Below are 20,556 nucleotides of genomic sequence, written 5' to 3' on the forward strand. Positions count from 1 at the left end.
GGCGCCGGCGCCCGCAGCGCCCCCGTGCGCTCAGAGCAGGATCTTCGCCGCGATGATCGCGGACACCGCAGCCGCGCACACCAGCGCGGCCACCAGGTCGCGCCAGCCCAGTGACACGCGCTCGCCCACGGGCGGGCGCAGTCCGCCCCGCATCGACATGGCGCGTCCGGTCTCGGCCGCCCCCCGTGACGCCGCGGACAACGAGGCGGTCACCACATCGATCGCGAGGCGCGCGTACCCGCGCATCGGCATGCTCGCCATCTCGTCGCCGAGCCGCAGTCTGACGGTGTCCATCACCGCGCCGGCCTGGTCGCGCAGCATCGGCAGGCCCCGCAGCGCCTCGCCCGTGATCAGCGCCCACTCGTCGACCGGCGCCCCGAAGGGGCGCAAGGGCGCCAGGAAGACGCGCAGCGCCCCCGCCATCGCCGTCGTGGGCACAGCCCACAGGAGCAGCGACGACCCCCACACGACAATGAGTGCGACGGATGAGGCGCGCAGGAAGACCTCCACGCCATCGCCGAGCCACGCCCCCGCGCATCCGCCGACGAAACCGCTCCACAACCACGCGGGCGGACGGGGGAGTGCCCCCGCTGGCACGCGCAGCAGGGCCGTGGCTGCCACGAGTACGGCGGCGACCACGCCCAGCGTCGCCCAGGTGGGGATCGTGAGCACGAAAGTCGTCAGTGCCGTCCAGCACACGATCAGCGTGCCCGGCCACGTCTTGGAGAGGAAGGACGGCCACGGCAGCGCGCGCGGCAGTATGAAACTGGAGGACCTGCGGGGTTTGCGTCGTTCACTCATGACAGGACCCCCTCGCTGAGGTGGCGGTGCGTCTGGCACAGGGAGTCCATCCCCTCCAGGTCGTGCGAGATCACCAGGACCGACAGTCCCGAGCGGCGGCGCTCCTCCAGCACCGCGATGAGCAGGTCGCGCGAGGCCTGGTCCAGGCCCGCCATGGGCTCGTCGAGGATGAGGACCCTGGGGTGCGATGCCAGCAGTCCCGCCAGGGCGACGCGCCGCATCTGCCCGCCCGAGAGCTCGTCGATGGAGCGCGATTGCAGGGCGGGGTCGAGGCCGACCGAGGCCATCGCCTCCTCGACGACGCGGTCGGCCTCCGCGCTGTGGCGGCCCTGCCTGGTGCCGATAACGGGCCCCATGCCGGCCGCTGAGAGGATGTCGAGGCGCACGGTCGGGCGCTGCAACTGAAGGCGCGCGAACTGCATGGACAGCGCGACGTCGCCGACCCGGGAGGTCATGGCGCGCCCACCGAGCGTGCACTTGCCCCACGTCGGGGCCATCAGCCCCGTGAGGATGCGCGACAGGGTGGTCTTGCCGGATCCGTTGTCGCCGGTGACGAGCACGCCCTCGCCCGCCTCGACGATCAGGGAGACATCCCGCAGGACGGTGTTCTCCCACGGGGTCGCCACGTCGTAGGAGTGCGCCACACGGTCCGCCCACAGGCTCTCCGCCGCAGTTGACAGGGCGGGGGCCCCGGTGGCGGACGAGGCGGGGGCCGGTGGGTCCCCGGAAGCGGGGGAGGGGTCGGCCCCGGCGGGGACCGCGGGCGGGGTGGCGCCAGGATCCTCCTGCGGTGTCCCGCCCGTTCCCGGCGGAGCAGCGGGGACGGCCCCGGCTCCGTTGGGCGCATGGGTCGCCGCCTGCGGGGACTCCTCCGCAATGGCCCTAGCGGCGGACTGGGCGGCAGGAGGGCACCCCTGCGGAACCGCTTCGGCTCCCCGGGCGCCGGTCGGCGGACAGCCGCCGGGCGGTCCGTCGTAGACGATCCGGCCCCCCTCCACTCGGATGACGCGCTCGGCGCCCGCGACCTCCCCGGCATCGTGAGTGACATGGACCACTGCGATTCCCCGTGAGGGGAGGGAGGCGAGGACCCCCATGAGTTGCGCGCGCCCCTCCCGGTCGATCATCGCAGTCGACTCGTCCGAGATCAGCAGCCGCGGCGAACGCGCCAATGCCCCCGCCAACGACAAGCGCTGCAACTGCCCGCCCGACAAGTGGTGCGGGCTGGCCGACTCCAGGGCGCCCAGGCCGACGAGATCGAGGATCCCGGCGAGATCGACCTGCTCGCGCTCGCGGGCGTCCATGCCCCACAGCACGTCTTCGGCGACCGTTTCCCCCAGCATCTGCAACTCGCTTCGCTGGCCCACCAGGGTGATGCCGCCCCGCTGTCCCAGACCACCGCCGCCCTGCCGGGAGCCGCCCGTGGGCTCCGCCCCCGCCAGCAGCAGCGCCAGCGTCGACTTGCCCGATCCGTTCGGGCCCACGATCCCGGTCAGCGACGCCTCCTCCAGCGTCAACGTCACCCCCGTCAACGACGGCGAGCCGGCCCCCGGGTAGGTGAACTCCGCGTCGGCCAGGGAAAGGGGGAGCGGAGGGGCGCCCGTCCCCTCCTCCCGGCGGCCGTCCAGAGCGGGCGCCAGCGGATCCCAGCCGCGGTCCAAGTCGATGCGGTCGAGCACCCTGCCCAGCAGCCACTTCGCCACGACCAGTAGCGCGACCACGCCCACCAGGCGGGTGAAGGGGAGCCACAGCCACCAGAAGTCCACGAACCACTGGTTGAGCGCCTGCATGGCCGAGGCGGGGCCCTGGGCGCCGGGCACGTGCGCCAGCAGGCGCAAGAAACCGTCCAACGACTTCTGGATGGCCTCCAGGGCCAGGCGGCGCAGATCCTCCAGCACCCAGAACGCCACTCCCGTCCCCGCTCCCCACAGGGCGCCGAGGCCCACGGCGACCAGCCACACGAACGCCGCCCGCGCGCGCCGGCGGTGGAGGCCGCCCACGATGATGCCCACTACGCACGACTGGAAGACGCGGCCCACTGCGGCCACGCCCCCCACCGCCAACGACATGAGCAGAGTCGCGGCGAACGCCCCCGCCCACGCGCGCCTGCGCATCCGCAGGGCGATCATCGCAAGGGGGATGGCGGTCGCCACCTGGAAGAGTGTGTGGAAGACCGGCGTGGCCGCTGAGGCCACGCCGAAAGTCACCGCCAGTCCCGAGAGCGCCCCGCAGGAGGCCACCTCGACGGGGGCCAGGCGGGGCGCGCGCGCGGAGTCAGTCATGCCCCTAGTGTCCCAGGAGTGCCCCCCGGAGCGGCAACCGGGCGCCGGACAGTGGCAGATAGTCCACATCGGCCGGTCCGCTACCAGAAATGTGGCAAAGGGCATAGACTGGCGGGGTAGGAAACACAAAGACGACGAGGTCTTCCCACAATGGCACAACGACGCAAAGGCGGGATCGCCATCGACCCGCGCTCCGCGCAGAACATGTCCACGCGGCGCGGCGGCCCCCGGAAGAAGGCTGCTCCCAGCCCTGCGAAAGTGGTCGGCATCATAGGCGCGATCACTGCGATCACTGTCTGCCTGGTCGTCCAACTGCCCGGCCTGGACGCCTCGGGCACGCGGATGTTCGGGATCTTCCTGGCGGCGATCCTGCTGTGGGTGACCGAGGCGGTGCCGCTGGCCGGCACCGCGGTGCTCGTCATCTTCCTGGAGGTCCTGCTGATCTCCGACCACGCCCTGCTGCCCGTCGCCGACGGGGCGCCGCCCTACACGCGCTTCTTCGGGGCGCTGGCCAACCCCGTCATCATCCTGTTCCTGGGCGGGTTCATGGTGGCCGACGGCGCCGCGAAGTACAAGGTGGACCGCGCGCTGTCCGCAGTGCTGCTCAAACCTTTTACCGGCAAGCCCCGTCTGACGGTCATGGGCGTCATGCTCATCACCGCCCTGATGAGCATGTTCATGTCGAACACCGCCACAACCGCCACCATGTTCGCCGTCATGATGCCCGTCATCACCGCCCTGCCGAAGGGGAGGGCGCGCACGGGGATCGCCCTGTCCATCCCGGTCGCCGCCAACGTCGGCGGCATGGGGACCCCAGTGGGCACGCCCCCCAACGCCATCGCCCTGGGCGCGCTGGAGAGCGCCGGGATCGAGGTCACCTTCTTGCAGTGGATGCTCGCCGCAGTCCCCCTCATGCTGGTGGTCCTAGTCGGATCCTGGCTGTTCATCTCGTGGCGCTACATCCCGGCGGACGCCGAATTCGACATCGACACCTCCGCCCGCTTCCAGACCGGGCGCAACGCGATCATCTTCTACGTGGCCGCGGGCGCCACCATCCTCGCGTGGATGACCGAGGCCCTCCACGGCATCTCGGCGAACATCGTCGGCTTCCTGCCGGTCGTCGTCCTGCTCATCACAAAAGTCATGAGCGGCGACGACCTGCGCGCCCTCGACTGGCCGGTCCTGTGGCTGGTGGGCGGCGGCATCGCCCTGGGGGCCGGGGTGAGTTCCACCGGCCTCGACAAATGGATGCTCGGCTCCATCCAATGGGCCTCGATCCCCGGGGCCCTGCTCATCCTGGTCCTCGCCCTGGTCGGATGGGCCACGTCGAACGTCATCTCGCACTCGGCCTCGGCCAACCTGCTGGTCCCCATGGGCATGGGACTGGCGGCCTCGGTGTCCACCTCGGCCACTGAGATCGCGATCGTCCTGGCGCTGGGGTGCTCCCTGGGCATGTGCCTGCCCATCTCCACGCCCCCCAATGCCATCGCCTACTCCACGGGCACCACGCCGACGCGCGAGATGGTCGTGGTCGGCGTGGCCGTCGGGCTGGTGGGCATCATCCTGCTCGCCTTCGTCGCCCCCCTCACCTGGGGCGCTCTCGGGGTGGTGTGACATGGAACGCGCGGCGGAGGAGCCACCGGCCCGGAAGGACGACGGGCCCCCGGGCCTGGCAACCGGGTGGACGCTCGGCCCCGGCCCCTCCGACGACCATGTGCGCCAGCGCACCGACGTGCGCAGCGGCGGACACCGCCTCGACACCCACGTCCACGTGCTCATCGTCGGGGACGACTCCGACCGCATCGCCGTCCCCCTCACCCGCGACCTCGCGTGGGCGTTCCCCAACCTCTGCTTCGACCGCGTCGACGCCCCCGACGACCTGCCCGACTACCAGGCCGGACTGGGCACGGACGACCGCGTGGTCCTGGGCGTGGCCACCTCCGAGGTCGCCGACATCGACGCCCTCATCGACGCCGCGGCCGACCTGGACGCGCTGGCCCCCATCCAGTGGATCGCTGTCACCGACCGCGCCGAGCACCGCGACCTCGCCAGATCCACCGAGTCCGACCGCCTCGCCTCCGTCCTCAAGTCCCCGTGGACAGTCCCCCTGCTGGTCGGCCAGTCCTACTCCACGATGGTGCGCCGCCTGCAGGCGCAGGGCTGCGGTGCCGGGGAGGTCCTCGACCTCATCGGGCGCCCACCGTCCTTCGCCGTGCAAGGGCCCCTCCTGGAGGGCCTGGGCAGGAGCGAGCACTCCGTCGTCCTCGAACTGCTCGAAGGCGTTGAAAGGGTCCTGGGCGCCCGCCCCCGCCTCGTCGTCCCCAAGGGCACCCAGCTGGTCACCCAGGGCAAACCCGTCGGCGCCGTCCACCTGGTCCTCGATGGGAAAGTCAGCCTGCACCGGGACTCGTCCCGGGGCGAGGTCCTGGCGCACCTGGCCTCCTCGGGCCCCCTCATCGGCCTCGTGTCCCTGGCGCGCGGGGAGAACGCCTTCTTCACGGGCGTCACCACCACCGAGACCGTGCTGGTGCGCCTCACCACCGAGCAGCTGCAGATCGTCCTGGCGCGGGACCCGGCCATCGGCTCCACCCTGACGGCCCTGGCGATCCGCTCCCTCACGCGCCGCCTCATGCGCGCCGAGGACCTCCACCTGGAGAACGCGATGCTGGCCGAGGACCTCGAGCAGCAGAAGCAGGCCCTCGCCGCCACCCTCGAGGACCTGCGCCGCACCCGCGCGGAACTGGTCGAGCGCGCCCGCTTCGCCATGCTCGGCGAGCTGAGCGCCGGGATCGCCCACGAGCTCAACAACCCCGTCACCGCCCTGGTGCGCGCAGCCGAGCACCTGCGCGCCGACGTGGACACGGTCCTGGCCGCCTCCTCCTCCACCAGTGCCCAGCGCGACGCGATGACCAGGGCGCTCACCGCGCCCCCGCGCTCAACCGCGGCCGAAAGGGTGCTCATCAAGGAGCTGACGCCCATCGCCGGCGACCGCAACGGGGCGAGGCGCCTCGTGCGCGCGGGCGTCGCCGACGCCGAAACCGCCCGCCAACTGCTGGCCGGGGGCGGGCCCCAGGTCGAGGCCGCGCTGGCGGGGGCGCGCCTGGGCTCCTCCCTCCGTTCCGTTCTGGCCGCCTCCGCGCGCGTCATCGAGCTCACCCAGTCCCTCAAGGGCTACGCGCGCCCCGATGACTCCGACCTCAAAGCCGTGGACGTGCGCGAGGGCATCGACGACGTCCTCCGCCTCACCTCCCACCGGGTGCGCGGCATCAGAGTCGAATGCGATTACGAGGACGTCCCCCTGGTCCGCGCCCACCCCGCGAAACTGCAGCAGGTGTGGACCAACCTCATCATCAACGCCGCCGAAGCCATCGAGGACGAGAACGAGGACGTGCGAACCGCCCGGATCGGCGCCGAGACCGGGCACTACCGGGGCCCCGACCCCGCGCCCGCCCGCGCAGACGCCCCCGCGCGCATCACGATCCGCGTGCGGCCCGACGGCGACGGCGTCGCGGTCACCGTCAGCGACAACGGCCCCGGGATCTCCCCCGAGGTGGTCGATAAGATCTTCGAACCGCACTTCACGACCAAAGCCGGGCGCGTGCGCTTCGGCCTGGGAATGGGCATGTCGATCGTGAGCTCGATCATCGCCGACCACTCGGGAACGCTGGACGTCGACTCCCGCCCGGGCGCCACGTCCATGCGGATCCGACTGCCAGCCACCCCACTGCCAGACAACCAACCGCAACGCGAGGAGGAATCATGACCCTGACAATCCTGTCCCTGGAGGACGAGGCCGATGTCCGAGCCGCTATCGAGCGCGATCTCGATCAGTTCTGGGACACGATCCGCCTGGAGGCCGCCGACAACGTCGAGGACGCGTGGGCCGTCGTGGAGGAGATCGACGAGGACGGGGACGAGTTGGCGCTCGTGCTCTCCGACCACCGGCTGCCGGGAAAAACCGGCGTCGATTTCCTGGTCGCCCTCATGTCCGACTCGCGCTTCGCCTCGACGCGGACGGTTCTGGTGACCGGGCAGGCCGACCAGGACGACACGATCCGAGCGGTCAACGAGGCGGGCCTCGACTACTACATCGCCAAGCCCTGGAACCCCTCCAAACTCCGCGAAGTGGTGCGCGACCAGCTCACGGAGTACGTCCTGGCCTCCGAAGTCGACCCGCTGCCCTACCTGCCGGTCCTCGACGCCGTGAGAGTCATGGAGGCGATCCGCTAAGAGCCGGTGAGGGCGCGGACCCCGATGCCCCGCGCCCTCAGGGCAGCCGCAAGGACCCCGTCCCCATCGACGAGCCTGCCCGAGAAGGAGCCGTCGTAGACGCGCCCGCACCCGCACGAGGGGCTGCGGGGCTGTAGGACGGCGGTACGCGCCCCCCGGGCCACCGCCTCGTCGGCGACCCTGCGCGCACCAGCCACGAACTCGGCGGTCACGTCGGCGCCCTGCTCGGTGACCACGCGCGCCGTCCCCCGCAGCACGTCCGCGCCACCGCCCCCTCGGATCTCCGCTGGCGGGCGGGGCGTGGGCAGGCCCCCAGCGACCTCCGCGCACGCGGGGAAGGCCAGGCCCTCAGCGACAGCGCGGACGATGGCGGGATCGGGCTTGGCGCCGCCGTCGTAACGGCATGGGATGCCCGCCAGGCAGGCCGACACCAGGAAGGGCGCGCTCACCCCGGCGCCTCCGCCTCGTCGGTGTCCGGGACGGGGCCGGCGCCCGGGTCGTTGCACATGGTGATCCCCTCGAAACCCGCGGCTCCCAGGACCTGGAAGATCTCGTCGAGCAGCGTCATCGGCTCCGCCGTGCCCGCCGCGAACTCGGGGTGCAGGATCTCGATGGCGGCCATGCCACGCGGGTCCAGCACCGGTTCGGTCTCGAAGCGCTCCGAGAGCAGCAGATTCGCCTCGTCCAAGTCGGCGGGCGAGCCGAACGCCCACGTCACCGCCTTGCGCACAGGGGAGCGGCTGATCCACATCCGCGTCATGAGGACGCCCCGCCCGGCGCGGGGGAACACGTCCCCGACCCGTGTGAACAGGGCGATCGACCCCAGGTCGTCGCCAATGGAGTCTCCGACGAGGGCGTACGCGTACGCTCCGATGCCCCGCAGCGTCAGGGCGTCGGCCAGCAGCCCCAGGGCGTCGTCGTCCATCGGCTCCGACTGGAAGTACACGGCCTCCCCGACCTCGGGGGCGTCCGGCCCCAGGACCGACACCTCCAGGCCGGCGTCGGCCAGCGCCTCGCGGACCAGTCCGACGTGGTGCTCCGGGAACGGGTGCAGGGCCGCGGCGTTGGCCGCGATGCGCTCTATGAAGACGTACGTATCGAAACCCAGGCGTGGCATGGGCTCATCGTATTGCACCTGGGCCCCCTCCCATTCGCAACCGCGCCTAGAACAAGCACAGCCCCTGCTCGTGCAGGGTCTCCAGGACCGGTGACACGTGCGCGCCGCCCGTGCCCAGGGAGGCCACGACCAACTGCCCGAAGTCGTCGAACCGTGCGGAGCCGCCCCGCGCCTCGTAGTACTCCGAGACCTCCGTGCCGTACTCGGCCAGGGCCTGGCGGAAGGAGTCCACGCGCGGGTAGGTGTTGCGCGCGAAGACCACGTCGCGCGGCAGGCGCGGGCGGTACAACGGCTCCTGTTCCGAGTGGCCGACCAGCAGGCCCAGGATCGGGAAGGTGAGCTCGGGCAGTTCCATGGCGGCGATGAGGCGGCGGGGATCGCCCAGGATCGAGCCGAGGAAGACGGTGCCCAGCCCCATCGACTCCGCGGCCGTCACCGTGTTCTGCGCCGCCAGTATCGCGTCCTCTGCGGCGCAGATGAACAGGTTCATCGACGAGGCGGCCCGCGAGTCCACGCCCATCTCCTCGCGGAGGCTCTTATTGCGGTACATGTCGACCAGGAAGACGAACAGGTCCCCTTTGTCGCCGCCCACGTAGGGCTGGCCCGAGGCGGCGGCGATCTCGTCGCGGACCCGCTGGTCGGTGATGTGCAGGATCGTGGTCTGCTGCAAGAAGGAGGACGTGGCGGTGCGGCGCGCCACCTCGACGAGGGTGTCCACCTGCTCGTCCGTGAGCCTCTCATCGGTGAAACGGCGGAAGGTCCGGTGCGACAGCTGGTTGACGATCGTGGTGTTCTCGATGGGAGCGGTGGAGCGCTCGGTGAATTTCGACAAGGCAGTTCCCTTCCCTGGATAGTCCGCGTCTATGCGGTTCCCTCGATTCTCTCACATCAGGCCCCCGTTCCCCCGTTGGACTGTGACATCGTCCTAGATCGTGGGGCGGGCGCCACAGCGCACGGCCTTCCCCTTACGATGGTGGGTATGAGAAAGCGCTCCATCCTCACAGCACTGGTGACCGCCTCCCTCGCCGTTTCCCTGGCGGCCTGCGGCGAGACCGACACCGCCCACTCGTACACGACCCCCAAGGACACCAAGACGGTCGAGAAGACCCTCGACGCGGTCGACGGCGCCGGGGTCTCCGTTCCCGAGAAGCGCGACCTCAAAGTGAAACTGCCCAGCGGGCAGAACGCCGTGAAATGGCAGATCAATGTCTCCGATCCGTCTGTCGCCGAAGTCGGCAAGTCTGAGAAGGACATCATCACCATCCACCCCCTCAAGCCGCTGGGCGAGGACGATGCCCCCGTGACCGTCACGCTGACCAGCCCCGACGGCGCCACGACCAGCTTCACCCTGAAGATCACCGAAGGGGCTAACTGACACCGCCCGAATCGACGCGCCGAAGGGCCGGGGGATCCGCGCGGACTCCCCGGCCCCTCGCTTTGGCGGGCCCTGTGTTGTGGCGCGGGCCCGCGCGGTCGCCTAAGCGGAGGCCTCGAGCAAGCGGCGTATGGCCCGCAATGACACCATGAGCTGCGTGTCGGAGGCCGGCGAGGCCTCGAATTCCGCGTTCGCCAGGTAGAAGTCGCGCGCGTTCCCGTCCGCGCAGTGGACCAGCAGCGCGGCGGCCCCGATGATGCGGCTCGCCTCGAGACTGCGTGCGAACGCGTCGCGCAGCAGACCGCTCCCGATCCCCGTGCCCTGCACGCGCTCGTCCACCGCGAGGCGCGCCAATAGGATGCAGGGGCAGGGTTCGGGACGCCGCCGGGGCGCCAACGACGACGGGAGCTCCGTTCGTGTGACGGAAGCGGTCGAGAGCGCGTAGTAGCCGAGCACTTCCGTTCCCTGCGCTGCGACGTAGACGACCGTGTTCCCCTGGTCCTGGTTCTGCCAGGCGAATCGGTGCAACCAGTCGTCCAGTTCGGCCTTGCCGGAGCGGAAGGCGGAACGCTCGTCGCCGCGCCGGAGGCGACGGGGCTCTTGGAGGACTTCGGCGTACATCGCCGTCGGCCCCTCAGGCGGATCCGATGGCGTAGTGCTTGCCGAAGGGGGAGGGGCGGTTCAGCAGCTTCCGCAGTTTCGGCATGTCGGCGACCGGGCGGTCGACGATCTCCTGGAACCGGGCGAATTGGTCCTCGGAAACGGAGAACACCCGCTGATCGGCCAGTGCCCTCTCGGCCTCCAGCGTTGCGGAGGTCAAGACGAAGTCGCTGACGCTGCGGCCCGTCACAGCCGCTGCTTGGCGGATGAGCAGGTTCTGGCGCTCGGTCGCGCGCAAGTCCATCCGGTGGGTCTTCGCGGGGGGCATGACCACTCCTTTCGTACGGGAAGTGTACACACATGAGTAGGGTGGCACAAGGGGGTGGGACTGGCGCTGGGACGGCGGCCACGGGAAGCGCGCGGCATCCACCGCGGAAGATATTGCCGCGCCCCCCGGGGCGCCTCCCCGTTCGCCCGCGCCCGGGTCCGTCACCCGAGCGGCGGCCCGCCCGGCGGGGGAGGGGTCCCCGTTCGCCCGCGCCCGGGTCCGCCGGTGCGGCACACTGGATGGTGTGACATCCATGAGTTTCGCGCCCATGGCGCCCTTCGCCTCCCTCCCCGTCCCCCGCAGTGTCGAATGCGTGTCCATCCCGTCCCCCTGCGGCCCCCTGTCCGCGTACCACGGGCCACCGGCCCCCGCCTCGTCGGCCACTGCGGCCCCCGCCCCGCCGGCCGGCGGCCCGCGCTCAGCAGCAGCGGGGACGGGCCGCCCGAAAGCGCTGCTCGTCCCCGGGTTCACCGGGTCGAAGGAGGACTTCCGCCTCCCCATATCCGACTTGGTGGACCGGGGCTTCGAAGTGCTCGCCTACTCCCAGAGGGGCCAGGCCGACTCGGCCGCCCCCACGGGCGCGGGCGCCTACGGGCTCGGCGGCTTCGCCGGGGATGTGACGGCCATCGCGTCCGCATGGGGAGCGGGGCAGCGCGTGCACCTGCTGGGGCACAGTTTCGGAGGAGTGGTGGCGCGCGCCGCGGCGATCGCCAGGCCCGAGCTCTTCGCCTCCCTCACACTCTTCTCCTCGGGGAACACGGCGAAAGACGCCGACGGGCCGGCACCCGATCCGGTTCCGGCTGGCCCAGCCGGGCGCGAGTGCGTCCTCGCCGCCTTCTTCCCCGGCACTGATTTCACGAGGCCGGGGCTGGTCTGGGAGGAGTTCATCCGCGTGCGTGCGCTGGCGACCTCCACGGGGAACCTGATGGGCATCCGTGCGATCCTGGCGGATCAGCGCCCCAGCAGCGCCGAACTGCGCGCCACGGGCCTGCCGATCCACGTCGTCTACGGGGCGGAGGACACGGCATGGCCCGTCAGCGACTACAGGCGCGAGGCCCGCGAGGTCGGGGCGGTGGAGACCCCGATCCCCGGCGCCCAGCACTCCGCGCAGACGCAGAGGCCCACCGTGTGGGCGGACGCCGTGTCGCGCTTCTGGCTGGCCGTGGACAGCGGGCACCTCGTGTGGCAGATGTAGGGGTCCGGGTGCGGCGGCCGGGCGCTCCAAAGCGCCGCCGTGCGCCGCAGCGCCGTGGACGGGCCGGTTCAGTGCAGGATCCGCGACAGGAGGTCCTGGGCAGTCGTCACCTGCGGGTCGCCGGTCACCTGCTCGGGCGGGGCGCCTCGCGTGCGCGCCAGGGGAAAGCGCGCCGCCGGGGCCGATCGGCCCCGGCGGCGCACGCCCATCGGGATCACTTCCCGGTGAGCTTGTCCTTGACTTCTTCGATCTTGTCGGTCACTGCTTCCTTGGCGTCACCGAGCTTCTCCTTGGCTTCGTCAACGATCTGGCCGATAGAGCCCGCAGCGCGGTCCTTCTGGCCATCGGAACGCAGCTCCTCGTTCCCAGTCGCACCGCCGACGGCCTCCTGGAACTTGTCCTCCAGTCCCATACTGTCTCCTATCGTTGGTGAATGTGAACGCTTTCACCCTACAGCGGATGCGGGTGTACGGGAAGTGGAATGAGCCAGGCGGGCGGCGGGGCGACCAGCGTGCTGGCGCCAAGGGACCGGCCATGTTCGGGCGGCAGGATCGGGGAGGACGTGGGTCGGGTGCTCGACGCGACGGGGTGCGGTCGCGGTGGTCCAAAATGCGTCTGGGTTTCCAGTGGGAACGGGGGGTTGGTGGGGAGTTGGTCCAAAATGCGTCTGGGTCTGGGATAAATCGGCCGATTCTGCAGAAATCGGGGTAACTGAGACGCATTTTGGACCAGAGCGCCTCAATGCCGTCCCAGTGCGGCGAGACTCAGACGCATTTCGGACCGTTCTGCTGTGCCCAGTGCCGCTGGAGGTCCCGTGTGGGTCCTGCGCAGGGGGGTGGTGCCCGGCAGCCCGGCCTGTCCTCGGGACGCGGCGCCACACGCCGCTTGCGCCGCGAAACATGGAGAACCCCTGACCGGAGGGGCCTCGGAGCAGTGGTGGCCCCTCAGGGCCGCAGGGCGCCCGAGTGGAGGAGTCGCGAGGCGAAGCGCCTCTTCTCCTCGGTGGTGGCCGGGCCGAGGGCACCGGGGCCGTCGATGAGCAGGCACGACGCGCCGTGGACGTAGGCCCACAGGGCGGCCTCCGCCTCGGCGGTCGCGTCGGCGCCGAAGACCTCCCGGGCCAGTGCGGACAGTTCCGCGCGCGCCCGATCGCTTGCTTCGAGGAGGTCGGGGTGGGCAGTGGGGTCGTACATGTCCGAGCGGAACATGATGCGGAAGACGCCCGGGTTGGACAGCGCGAAGTCGATGTAGGCGCTGCCCGTGGCGACGACGATGCCGGAGGCGTCGGCGCCGGCGTTGTCGGTGCGGGCGCGGTGGAGGGCGTCGGCCAGGCCCGTGAAGCCCTCGGCGACCAGCGCGGCCAGGATGGCCTCGCGGTTGGGGAAATAGTGGTAGGGGGCCTGGTGGGTGCACCCCGCCCTGCGCGCCACTTCGCGCATCGACAGGGCAGCGGGGCCCCCGTGGTCCAGGAGCTCGCGGCTGGTGGCGAGGATGGCGGCCCGCAGGCCGCCGCGGTCGGAGTTGGGTGAATCCGTCATGCCACCAGTGTCGCACACCCACTTGACACTGTCAGGTCGAGTGCTACTGTCGTTGCTAGACAGTGTCTAGCTAGGAGAAGAGATGTACGACGCGATCATCATCGGATCAGGGATCGGCGGCCTTTCAACAGCGGGCTTCCTGGCCGGGACGGCGGGCAAGAGGGTCCTCGTCCTGGAGAAGCACTCCGTCCCCGGCGGGCTCACCCACGCCTTCCGGCGCGGCGGGGCCTCCTGGGACGTGGGGGTCCACTACCTGGGCGGCCTCGGCGAGGGCGAGATGTTCCGCAGGGCGTTCGACTACCTCACCGGCGGACAGGTCCATTGGAGGCCGATGCCCCGCCACTACGACCGCTTCGTCTACCCGGGCACCGACTTCCGGGTCCCCGCCGGGCGCCGCGAGTACGAGGACGCCCTCGTCGCCGCGTTCCCCCACGAGGCGCGGGCCGTGCGCCGCTACTTCCGCGACATCGAGGCGGCCGCGGCGTGGGGGACGCTCGCCTACGCGCGGGAAATGGTGCCGCGATTCGTCGAGCCCCTCATCCGCCTCGCCCAGCGGGTGCGCCGCGGCTGCGCCCTGGACACCACGAAGGCCTACCTGGAGCGCCGCTTCCGCGACCCCCGGCTCCGCGCCCTCCTGGCCTCCCAGTGGGGCGACTACGGCGTCGAGCCCGCGCGCAGCGCCTTCGTGGCGCACGCGACGGTAGTCGCCCACTACCTGGAGGGCGCGTGGTTCCCCGAAGGGGGCAGTGCCCGCATCGCACGCGCCATCGAGGACGGCATCGAGGCCCACGGCGGCCGGATCCGGGTGTGCCAGGAGGTCCGCGAGATCCTCGTCGAGAACGGGCGCGCGGTCGGCGTGCGCGTTATCGACCGCTCCGGCCCCCATCCACACGAAATCATCCACCGTGCGCCCGTGGTCGTCTCCGGAGCGGGGGCGGGCCCCACCTACAACCGCCTTCTGCCCACCGACGGCCCCGTCGGCGCGGCCACCCGGGGCGTGCGCAGCGCCATCGACGAGGTCGGACCCGGCCTCTCCGCCGTCAGCGTCTACCTGGAGCTGTCCGAACTGCCCGACGGCGTCGATGGCTCCAACGTGTGGGTGAGCACGACCACCGACCACGACGACATCAAGGGGGCCACGGCCGACCTCCTGGCGGGCGGGCCGCGCGCGGCGTTCTGCTCCTTCCCCTCCGTCAAGGCGGGGGAGGGGCGCACCACCGCGGAGATCCTCGCCTTCGCCGACCCCAGGGCGTTCAAGGCGTGGGAGGGCACTGCCAAGGGGGACCGCGGAGCCGACTACGCCCGCCTCAAGGCAGTCATCGCCGACGGGCTCATCGCCCTGGCGGACTCGGCGGTGCCCGGACTGCGCGCCGCAGTGCGCCGCGTCGAGGTGGGCACCCCCCTGACCGTCGAGCACTACACCTCGCATCCCGCCGGGGCTTTCTACGGGATCCCCGCCACCCCCGAGCGCTACCGCAAGCGCCTCACCACGCCGAGGACCCCCATCGACGGCCTATACCTGACAGGGCAGGACGCGGGCTTCCTCGGCATCGCGGGGGCGCTCATGGCGGGCATGTCGGCGGCGTGCCAGGTGCTGGGTCCGGCGGGCCATAACCAGATCATGCGGGCCATCGAAGAGGGCCCCGGCCAGCAGCCGCGCGCAGCGGCCACCGGGCCCGGCGGGAAGGGCCAGGACGCCGGAGCGCCCGGAGCCCACGGTGGCAAGCGCGCGGCCGGAGGGGAGGAGCGGGAGCAGCAACCTGGGCAGGGGCTTCAGTTCCCCGGCAAGCTCGGTGCTCGCGTCGTCTCCTCGCGCGCAGTGACGCCCTCAGTCGTCGAACTCGTCCTCGACCTGGACGACGACGCGCCCCAATGGTGGCCCGGGCAGTACGTGCGCCTGCGGGTGGCCGACCACGAGTGGCGCGACTACTCGATCGCCTCCCTGGAGGGCCGCCGACTGCGCCTGCTCATCGACACCCGCACACGGGGGCGCGGCGCCCGCTTCGCAGTCGGCGCCGAGCAGGGCTCGCGCACTCTGCTGGAAGGGCCATTCGGGTCCTTCACCGCCACGGACTCGTCCCGCCGCCGCGTCTTCGTCGCCACGGGGACGGGCCTGGCGCCCTTCCTCCCCGTGTTCGCCCAGGACCCGCGTGAATCCGACCGCCTGCTCTTCGGGTGCCGCACCAGCGCCGAGGACCTCACCCGGGCTCTCGACGACCCGATGCCGCCGGTTACCCGGTGCGTCACCCGCGAGGACGTTGACGGCGCCTTCCGCGGGCGCGTCACGGCGGCGCTCGCGGAGTTCGGCGATCAGGCGGCTGAGTGCGACTTCCACGTGTGCGGCTCACCGGAGATGGTGGCCGACGCCACGGCCGTCCTGCGGGACCTGGGGGCGGGGGCGGTCGTCACCGAAGCGTTCTAGGGCGGTGTGCGCTGGCGTTCGGGGTTGGCGCGCCCGTGTCCGCGGCCCGGCCGCGTTCGGGGCCGCCACGCTCCGGTGCTGGCGTTCCGGGCACTCCCCGAACACGCATCAGGGGAGTCTCAGGGGGGAACGGGGGCGACACCCAGTACCCCGCCCGGAGCGGATGTAGTTGAGTGGTGGGCATGTCAACGAACACTCCGGCCAACGGCGCGATCACCGCCCAAGGACTCGTCAAAACCTACATGCGGGGCCAGAGCCCCGTCCACGCCCTCGCGGGCATCAACCTCTCGCTCCCCCAGGGGACGCAGGTCGCCATCATGGGGCCGTCGGGCAGCGGGAAGACCACGCTGCTCCACTGCCTGGCGGGGGTGCTGCGCCCGACTGCGGGGAGGATCACCGTCGGGGGCGTGGAGACCACTTCCCTGTCCGAGCGCGCCATGTCCGCCATGCGCCTGCGCTCCTTCGGCTTCGTCTTCCAGGACGGGCAGCTGTTGCCCGAGCTCCCCTGCGAGGAGAACATCGCGATGCCCCTCATGCTGGCCGGGACGGCCAAGGCGGAGGCCGTCGCGAAAGCGCGCTCGATCCTGGCCAACCTCGGCCTCGACGGGGCGGGGCGCGCGCGGCCGGGGCAACTCTCCGGCGGACAGGCGCAGCGCGTCGCCATCGGGCGGGCGCTGGCCACCGACCCGGCCGTGATCTTCGCCGACGAGCCGACGGGCGCCCTCGATCAGACGACCGGGGCCGAGGTCATGGGCCTGCTCACCAGCGCGTGCTCGGCGACCGGCGCGACGCTCATCCTGGTCACGCACGACGCCGGGGTCGCCTCGCGGGTCCCCCACACCATCCACATGCGCGACGGCCTCATCGACATGGAGGCATCACGATGAACCCGGTCCTCGCAGCGGCCAGCGCGATCCTGAGGGGCAGGGACCGCGCGACATCGGTCCTCACGGTCATCGCCTTCGCCCTGCCCCACGCGGTGTTCCTGGCGGTCCTGGGCGGGGTGGGGGCCTTCCAGGCGCGCGCCTCCCGCTTCGACGCGGCCTATTCCGAGCAGATGGGGCAGGGGGGCGGGACCATGTACACGGCGCTCGCCTACTTCGCGGCCACGCTGCTCATCGTCCCGGTCCTGTCGATGGGTGCCGCCGCTGCCCGCTTGGGAATGAGCAGGCGCGCCCACGACCTGGCCGTCCTACGGCTCATCGGGCTCGGCCCGGGCGCGGCCAAACTCGCCTGCGTCGTCGAGACCGCCGCGCACGCCGGGATCGGCGTCGTCGTAGGGTCCGCGCTCTACGCGGTGACCCTGCCCGCATGGGGGCTCATCTCCTTCCAGGGCTGGCCGATGGCCGCCTCCGAGATGTGGGTCGGCGTGCTGCTCCTGCTGGGAGCCGCCCTGGCGATCATCGTCCTGGCCGCGCTGTCCGCCTGGTTCGGCATGCGCAAGGTGGCCATCACCCCCCTGGGCGTCACCCGGCGCCAGAAAGCCGACAGGGTCACCCCCATCGGCGTCGTGGTGGGCGCCGTGCTCCTGGTCGTGTGGATGGCCGCTGGGTCGCGTCTGGTGAACGCGGGATTCGCCATCGGTATGACCGCACTGTTCGGCTTCTTGGCGGCGATCTTCCTGATCGTCAACCTCATCGGCGTGTGGAGCGTGTCCCTGCTGGGCCGCCTCATCGCCGCCATCGCCCGCCGCCCCCAGACGGTGCTCGCCGGACGGCGCCTGGTCGACGACCCCCGCAGCCTGTGGCGCTCCTTCGGGCCGGTCGCCCTGGTCGGCTTCCTGGTCGGAGTCCTCTACCCGACTCTGTCCGTGGTCGGGGGAATGGCCGGTGACGATCCCGTGAGCCGCATGGTCGGCGACGACATGCTCAGGGGCATGATCCTCACCTTCTGCATCGCACTGGCGCTGGGCGCGATCTCCACGGCCGTCAACCAGGCGATCCGCGCCATCGACTCGGCGGAGCAGGCCCGGGCGCTGTTCCGCATGGGCTCGCCGTTGGCCTTCATGGACCGCGCGCGCCGCATCGAGATCGGGGTGCCGGCGCTGCTCATGATCCCCGGGTCGATGCTGATCGGATTCCTCTTCATCATCCCCGTAGTGGGCGGGGCCGAGCTGTGGGGTACTCTCGGCGCCCTCCTGGCCACCGCGGTGGGAGGGGTCGCCCTGATCCTCGCGGCCTCGGAGTTGTCCGCCCCGCTGCGGCGCGCGATCGTGGAAGAAGCGCGCGAGAGCAACGAGTAGGGCGGAGAAAGCGGCTGGGAAATCGTGTGGCCCCAGCTGGACCGGCACTGCGGCGCGCCGCAGTGCCGGTTTTTTCGCCGTGATCATCGGCCATTCCTCCGGACTACTTGAAAGTTACCGGTAAATCCTGGGAATCGGTCAACCCCGGTGTTAGCCTGGCCGAAACCATCCGCAGGTGGAAGAAAGGTGAATAGCCATGGCGCTGAACGCACAAGGAAGCACCAGGCGCGTGCTCGCAACTGTCACGGCTCTGGCTCTAAGTGCCGGCCTGGTCGTACTGCCCGGGGTCGCGAGTGCCGCTGACGCCTCGTCCGCCGGGGCCGCCCAGGCGGCTGCGGGGTCGCAGGCCGCCGTCGACGGCGTGTGGAAACGGGATTCCAAGGGCTGGTGGTACCAGCTCCCGGACGGCTCCTACCCCGCTGGAACCGACATGGTCATCAACGGGACCGAGTACACCTTCGACGCCGAAGGCTACATGCGCACCGGATGGGTGCGCTCCGCCAAGGGCTGGCGCTACTACCATCCTTCGGGTGCCCGGGCCGGCGAGGGCTGGGTGCAGGTCGACGGAACGTGGTACTACATGAAGGGCTCCCCCGCCCTGGCCCATATGGGCGGTTGGCTCGAAGTGGGGGGCGTGTGGTACTACATGGACTCCAGCGGCGCCATGGTCACCGGTTGGGTGAAGGTCGGCGACGACTGGTACTTCATGCAGCCCTCCGGCGCCATGGCCACGGGTTGGCTCCAACTGGGGGGCACGTGGTACTACTTGCAACCCAATGGGGTGATGGCCTACGGGATCGTCGAGATCAACGGCGTCCCCCACGCTTTCGAGATCAATGGGGCCTGGGTGGGCGCTTGGAACGGATCCGAGAGTGAGGACGTCGCCCCCTAGGGCATGCCCGAGGGGCGTCCCACTGCCCGCTGAAGGACGCTGGGGCGGCGCCAGTCCGACCGGGGGCGTGGTGCACTGGCTGCCCCGACTGTTCACGGAACTGGGGCCGAACGCGTTGTCGTCGCATGTTGTCCAGAACACCTATGTCCGCTGTAGGTTTGGTGGTAACGTGAGTATCACCCTACAAAGATGTGGAGAAAAGGTGATCCGTTATGGCACTGACAATACGAGGCCGCGTAGGACGTTTGATCGCGGTCGCAGCAACTCTCGCCCTGGGCGTCGGCCTGGGCGCTGTCTCGGGGGTCGCGAACGCCGCTGACACCTCGTCCGCCGGGGCCGCCCAGGCGACCCACCTCCCCCCGCGGGATCCCGCGCCCGTCAGGGGCACGTGGAAGCAGGACGCCAAGGGCTGGTGGTACGAGTACCCGAACGGCTCCTATCCCGCCGGCGTCGACATGGTCATCGACGGGGTCGAGTACACTTTCGACTCCCGGGGCTACATGCGCACTGGATGGGTGCAGGAGGCTGGTGGCTGGCGCTACTACCTCGCCTCGGGCGCCCGCTTCATCGGGGGCTGGGTGCAGGTCGGCGGCAGCTGGTACTACCTGGATCCCAGTACCAAGCTGATGGCCACGGGCTACACGATCGTCAACAACACCGGCTACTACCTGGACCTCACCACCGGCGCGATGGTCACCGGTTGGAAGAGGATGGGCAGCAGGTGGTTCTACTTCGGCTCCGACGACGGTGCCCAGAAGACCGGCTGGCTCCAGGAGGGCGGCAAGTGGTACTACCTCGACAATGACGGCGCCATGCTGACCGGCTGGGCGTTCATCGGCTACCGCTGGTACTACCTGGACGACGGCGGTGCGATGGCCACGGGCTGGGTGAAGGTCGGGAACGACTGGTTCTACTTGTACTCCGGCGGCTCGATGGCCACGGGCTGGCTCCTGGAGGGCGACACCTGGTACTACCTGCAGCCCAGTGGTGTGATGGCAGTCGACGACATCTATGAGATCGACGGCGTGTGGCACATCTTCAACGCCTCCGGCGCCTGGCAGGGCGTCTACAACGAGAAGCCCCCAGTGGAGTAGTCGCGGGGTGGTAGAAGGCTGCCGCCGGAGTGCTTCTAGCGCTTCGATGGCGACGGGGTTCGGTTCGGCGGAGTGGAAGGCGAGGGCGGCGACCGCCCGGGGTAGTCGTTCCCAATGATCGGGCGCCGCTTCGGGGAGCCGCCCCGATCCTCTTCCCGGGCCCGGGGTCCGCGCGGAGTGCCGTGCGGGCCCCAGCCGTATCTCCGCGTTGAGCCAGACGTCCTTCCGTGCGCGGATCATGGAGGTGGGAGGCGGCTGTGACGATGTGCGACCGGCAGACGCCCTTCCGTGCGCGGATCAGCGCCATGGGGGCTCACCCATCCGCTCCTGAACGGGCGACCAGCACTTTCCGTGGGGCTGCTTCGTGGACGGCCCGCCCCCCAGGAGGAAGCGCGGTCCCGTCCCCATTCCATTGCTGGAACCGGGGTGGGGGACATTGCCGT

At 70.8% G+C, this 20,556-nt stretch carries 19 protein-coding genes; 10 read left to right on the top strand and 9 right to left on the bottom strand.

What is annotated here, in order from left to right:
• Positions 1 to 30 precede the first annotated feature (30 nt).
• Complete coding sequence (locus G447_RS0104910) at positions 31 to 801, bottom strand: CbiQ family ECF transporter T component (RefSeq protein WP_026430256.1); 771 nt, start codon at positions 799 to 801, stop codon at positions 31 to 33.
• Positions 798 to 3,080, bottom strand: coding sequence for an ABC transporter ATP-binding protein (locus G447_RS0104915; protein ID WP_026430257.1), 2,283 nt, complete (start codon positions 3,078 to 3,080; stop codon positions 798 to 800). Before G447_RS0104915 ends, G447_RS0104910 begins: the two co-directional genes overlap by 4 nt.
• 150 nt (positions 3,081 to 3,230) lie before the next feature.
• On the opposite strand from G447_RS0104915, the gene G447_RS0104920 reads away from it, so the two are divergent.
• The 3 genes from G447_RS0104920 to G447_RS0104930 are packed head-to-tail and all read left to right on the top strand — an operon-like array spanning position 3,231 to position 7,310.
• Positions 3,231 to 4,694, top strand: a complete 1,464-nt coding sequence (locus G447_RS0104920) for an SLC13 family permease (RefSeq protein WP_207382539.1) — start codon at positions 3,231 to 3,233, stop codon at positions 4,692 to 4,694.
• A 1-nt stretch (position 4,695) separates the two neighbouring features.
• Entirely contained in the window at positions 4,696 to 6,843 is a 2,148-nt protein-coding gene (locus tag G447_RS0104925) for a sensor histidine kinase (protein WP_026430259.1), read from the top strand.
• Positions 6,840 to 7,310 (top strand): response regulator, encoded by a 471-nt coding sequence (locus G447_RS0104930; RefSeq protein ID WP_005869760.1) that lies wholly within the window; start codon positions 6,840 to 6,842, stop codon positions 7,308 to 7,310. Before G447_RS0104925 ends, G447_RS0104930 begins: the two co-directional genes overlap by 4 nt.
• Here the strand turns inward: G447_RS0104930 and G447_RS0104935 are convergent.
• The 3 genes from G447_RS0104935 to G447_RS0104945 are packed head-to-tail and all read right to left on the bottom strand — an operon-like array spanning position 7,307 to position 9,259.
• Entirely contained in the window at positions 7,307 to 7,759 is a 453-nt protein-coding gene (locus G447_RS0104935; RefSeq protein ID WP_026430260.1) for a 2-thiouracil desulfurase family protein, read from the bottom strand. The genes G447_RS0104930 and G447_RS0104935 overlap by 4 nt on opposite strands.
• The gene (locus G447_RS0104940) at positions 7,756 to 8,427 is read right to left on the bottom strand and encodes a hypothetical protein (protein ID WP_034476429.1); all 672 of its coding nucleotides are present in this window, start codon (positions 8,425 to 8,427) and stop codon (positions 7,756 to 7,758) included. The genes G447_RS0104935 and G447_RS0104940 overlap by 4 nt, the downstream gene beginning before the upstream one ends.
• Before the next feature lie 46 nt (positions 8,428 to 8,473).
• The gene (locus G447_RS0104945; RefSeq protein WP_005869166.1) at positions 8,474 to 9,259 is read right to left on the bottom strand and encodes a nitroreductase family protein; all 786 of its coding nucleotides are present in this window, start codon (positions 9,257 to 9,259) and stop codon (positions 8,474 to 8,476) included.
• A gap of 147 nt (positions 9,260 to 9,406) precedes the next feature.
• On the opposite strand from G447_RS0104945, the gene G447_RS0104950 reads away from it, so the two are divergent.
• A complete protein-coding gene (locus G447_RS0104950) occupies positions 9,407 to 9,802 on the top strand; it encodes a hypothetical protein (protein WP_026430262.1) in 396 nt (131 codons plus the stop codon).
• Between the two features lie 102 nt (positions 9,803 to 9,904).
• Here the strand turns inward: G447_RS0104950 and G447_RS0104955 are convergent, their stop codons facing one another.
• Both G447_RS0104955 and G447_RS0104960 read right to left on the bottom strand, forming a co-directional pair.
• The gene (locus tag G447_RS0104955) at positions 9,905 to 10,423 is read right to left on the bottom strand and encodes a GNAT family N-acetyltransferase (RefSeq protein WP_026430263.1); all 519 of its coding nucleotides are present in this window, start codon (positions 10,421 to 10,423) and stop codon (positions 9,905 to 9,907) included.
• A gap of 13 nt (positions 10,424 to 10,436) precedes the next feature.
• Positions 10,437 to 10,730 carry a type II toxin-antitoxin system TacA family antitoxin gene (locus G447_RS0104960; protein ID WP_005869189.1) on the bottom strand — a complete coding sequence of 98 codons (294 nt, stop codon included), beginning with the start codon at positions 10,728 to 10,730 and terminating at the stop codon, positions 10,437 to 10,439.
• Positions 10,731 to 10,983: 253 nt separating this feature from the next.
• On the opposite strand from G447_RS0104960, the gene G447_RS0104965 reads away from it, so the two are divergent.
• Positions 10,984 to 11,925, top strand: coding sequence for an alpha/beta fold hydrolase (locus G447_RS0104965; RefSeq protein WP_243442311.1), 942 nt, complete (start codon positions 10,984 to 10,986; stop codon positions 11,923 to 11,925).
• Positions 11,926 to 12,139: 214 nt separating this feature from the next.
• On the opposite strand, the gene G447_RS0104975 is transcribed toward G447_RS0104965, so the two are convergent.
• Positions 12,140 to 12,337 (bottom strand): CsbD family protein, encoded by a 198-nt coding sequence (locus G447_RS0104975; RefSeq protein ID WP_026430265.1) that lies wholly within the window; start codon positions 12,335 to 12,337, stop codon positions 12,140 to 12,142.
• Positions 12,338 to 12,869: 532 nt separating this feature from the next.
• Positions 12,870 to 13,463 carry a TetR/AcrR family transcriptional regulator gene (locus G447_RS0104980; protein ID WP_026430266.1) on the bottom strand — a complete coding sequence of 198 codons (594 nt, stop codon included), beginning with the start codon at positions 13,461 to 13,463 and terminating at the stop codon, positions 12,870 to 12,872.
• 82 nt (positions 13,464 to 13,545) lie between these two features.
• Between G447_RS0104980 and G447_RS0104985 the strand changes: the two genes are divergently transcribed.
• The 5 genes from G447_RS0104985 to G447_RS12915 all read left to right on the top strand — a co-directional run bounded on the left by G447_RS0104985 (position 13,546) and on the right by G447_RS12915 (position 20,113).
• Complete coding sequence (locus G447_RS0104985) at positions 13,546 to 15,885, top strand: FAD-dependent oxidoreductase (protein WP_026430267.1); 2,340 nt, start codon at positions 13,546 to 13,548, stop codon at positions 15,883 to 15,885.
• A 182-nt stretch (positions 15,886 to 16,067) separates the two neighbouring features.
• Positions 16,068 to 16,772, top strand: coding sequence for an ABC transporter ATP-binding protein (locus G447_RS0104990; protein ID WP_207382300.1), 705 nt, complete (start codon positions 16,068 to 16,070; stop codon positions 16,770 to 16,772).
• Positions 16,769 to 18,127, top strand: a complete 1,359-nt coding sequence (locus G447_RS0104995; RefSeq protein WP_005869176.1) for a hypothetical protein — start codon at positions 16,769 to 16,771, stop codon at positions 18,125 to 18,127. The genes G447_RS0104990 and G447_RS0104995 overlap by 4 nt, the downstream gene beginning before the upstream one ends.
• A gap of 229 nt (positions 18,128 to 18,356) precedes the next feature.
• Positions 18,357 to 19,019, top strand: a complete 663-nt coding sequence (locus G447_RS0105000) for a PspC-like choline-binding domain-containing protein (protein WP_026430269.1) — start codon at positions 18,357 to 18,359, stop codon at positions 19,017 to 19,019.
• Positions 19,020 to 19,231: 212 nt separating this feature from the next.
• Positions 19,232 to 20,113: an N-acetylmuramoyl-L-alanine amidase family protein gene (locus G447_RS12915; protein ID WP_165577592.1), complete on the top strand. Its 882-nt coding sequence runs from the start codon at positions 19,232 to 19,234 to the stop codon at positions 20,111 to 20,113.
• Positions 20,114 to 20,556 lie beyond the last annotated feature (443 nt).

Origin of the sequence: Schaalia georgiae DSM 6843 (assembly GCF_000429245.1) — a bacterium.
In the GTDB taxonomy this organism is placed as follows: domain Bacteria; phylum Actinomycetota; class Actinomycetes; order Actinomycetales; family Actinomycetaceae; genus Pauljensenia; species Pauljensenia georgiae.

Coding starts and splice junctions, on each gene's coding strand:
- G447_RS0104990 (WP_207382300.1), top strand. CDS start 16,068: ATGTCAACGAACACTCCGGCCAACGGCGCGATCACCGCCCAAGGACTC.
- G447_RS12915 (WP_165577592.1), top strand. CDS start 19,232: ATGGCACTGACAATACGAGGCCGCGTAGGACGTTTGATCGCGGTCGCA.
- G447_RS0104995 (WP_005869176.1), top strand. CDS start 16,769: ATGAACCCGGTCCTCGCAGCGGCCAGCGCGATCCTGAGGGGCAGGGAC.
- G447_RS0104980 (WP_026430266.1), bottom strand. CDS start 13,463: ATGACGGATTCACCCAACTCCGACCGCGGCGGCCTGCGGGCCGCCATC.
- G447_RS0104915 (WP_026430257.1), bottom strand. CDS start 3,080: ATGACTGACTCCGCGCGCGCGCCCCGCCTGGCCCCCGTCGAGGTGGCC.
- G447_RS0104950 (WP_026430262.1), top strand. CDS start 9,407: ATGAGAAAGCGCTCCATCCTCACAGCACTGGTGACCGCCTCCCTCGCC.
- G447_RS0104925 (WP_026430259.1), top strand. CDS start 4,696: ATGGAACGCGCGGCGGAGGAGCCACCGGCCCGGAAGGACGACGGGCCC.
- G447_RS0104910 (WP_026430256.1), bottom strand. CDS start 801: ATGAGTGAACGACGCAAACCCCGCAGGTCCTCCAGTTTCATACTGCCG.
- G447_RS0104985 (WP_026430267.1), top strand. CDS start 13,546: ATGTACGACGCGATCATCATCGGATCAGGGATCGGCGGCCTTTCAACA.
- G447_RS0104920 (WP_207382539.1), top strand. CDS start 3,231: ATGGCACAACGACGCAAAGGCGGGATCGCCATCGACCCGCGCTCCGCG.
- G447_RS0104940 (WP_034476429.1), bottom strand. CDS start 8,427: ATGCCACGCCTGGGTTTCGATACGTACGTCTTCATAGAGCGCATCGCG.
- G447_RS0104975 (WP_026430265.1), bottom strand. CDS start 12,337: ATGGGACTGGAGGACAAGTTCCAGGAGGCCGTCGGCGGTGCGACTGGG.
- G447_RS0104965 (WP_243442311.1), top strand. CDS start 10,984: ATGAGTTTCGCGCCCATGGCGCCCTTCGCCTCCCTCCCCGTCCCCCGC.
- G447_RS0104955 (WP_026430263.1), bottom strand. CDS start 10,423: ATGTACGCCGAAGTCCTCCAAGAGCCCCGTCGCCTCCGGCGCGGCGAC.
- G447_RS0104960 (WP_005869189.1), bottom strand. CDS start 10,730: ATGCCCCCCGCGAAGACCCACCGGATGGACTTGCGCGCGACCGAGCGC.
- G447_RS0104930 (WP_005869760.1), top strand. CDS start 6,840: ATGACCCTGACAATCCTGTCCCTGGAGGACGAGGCCGATGTCCGAGCC.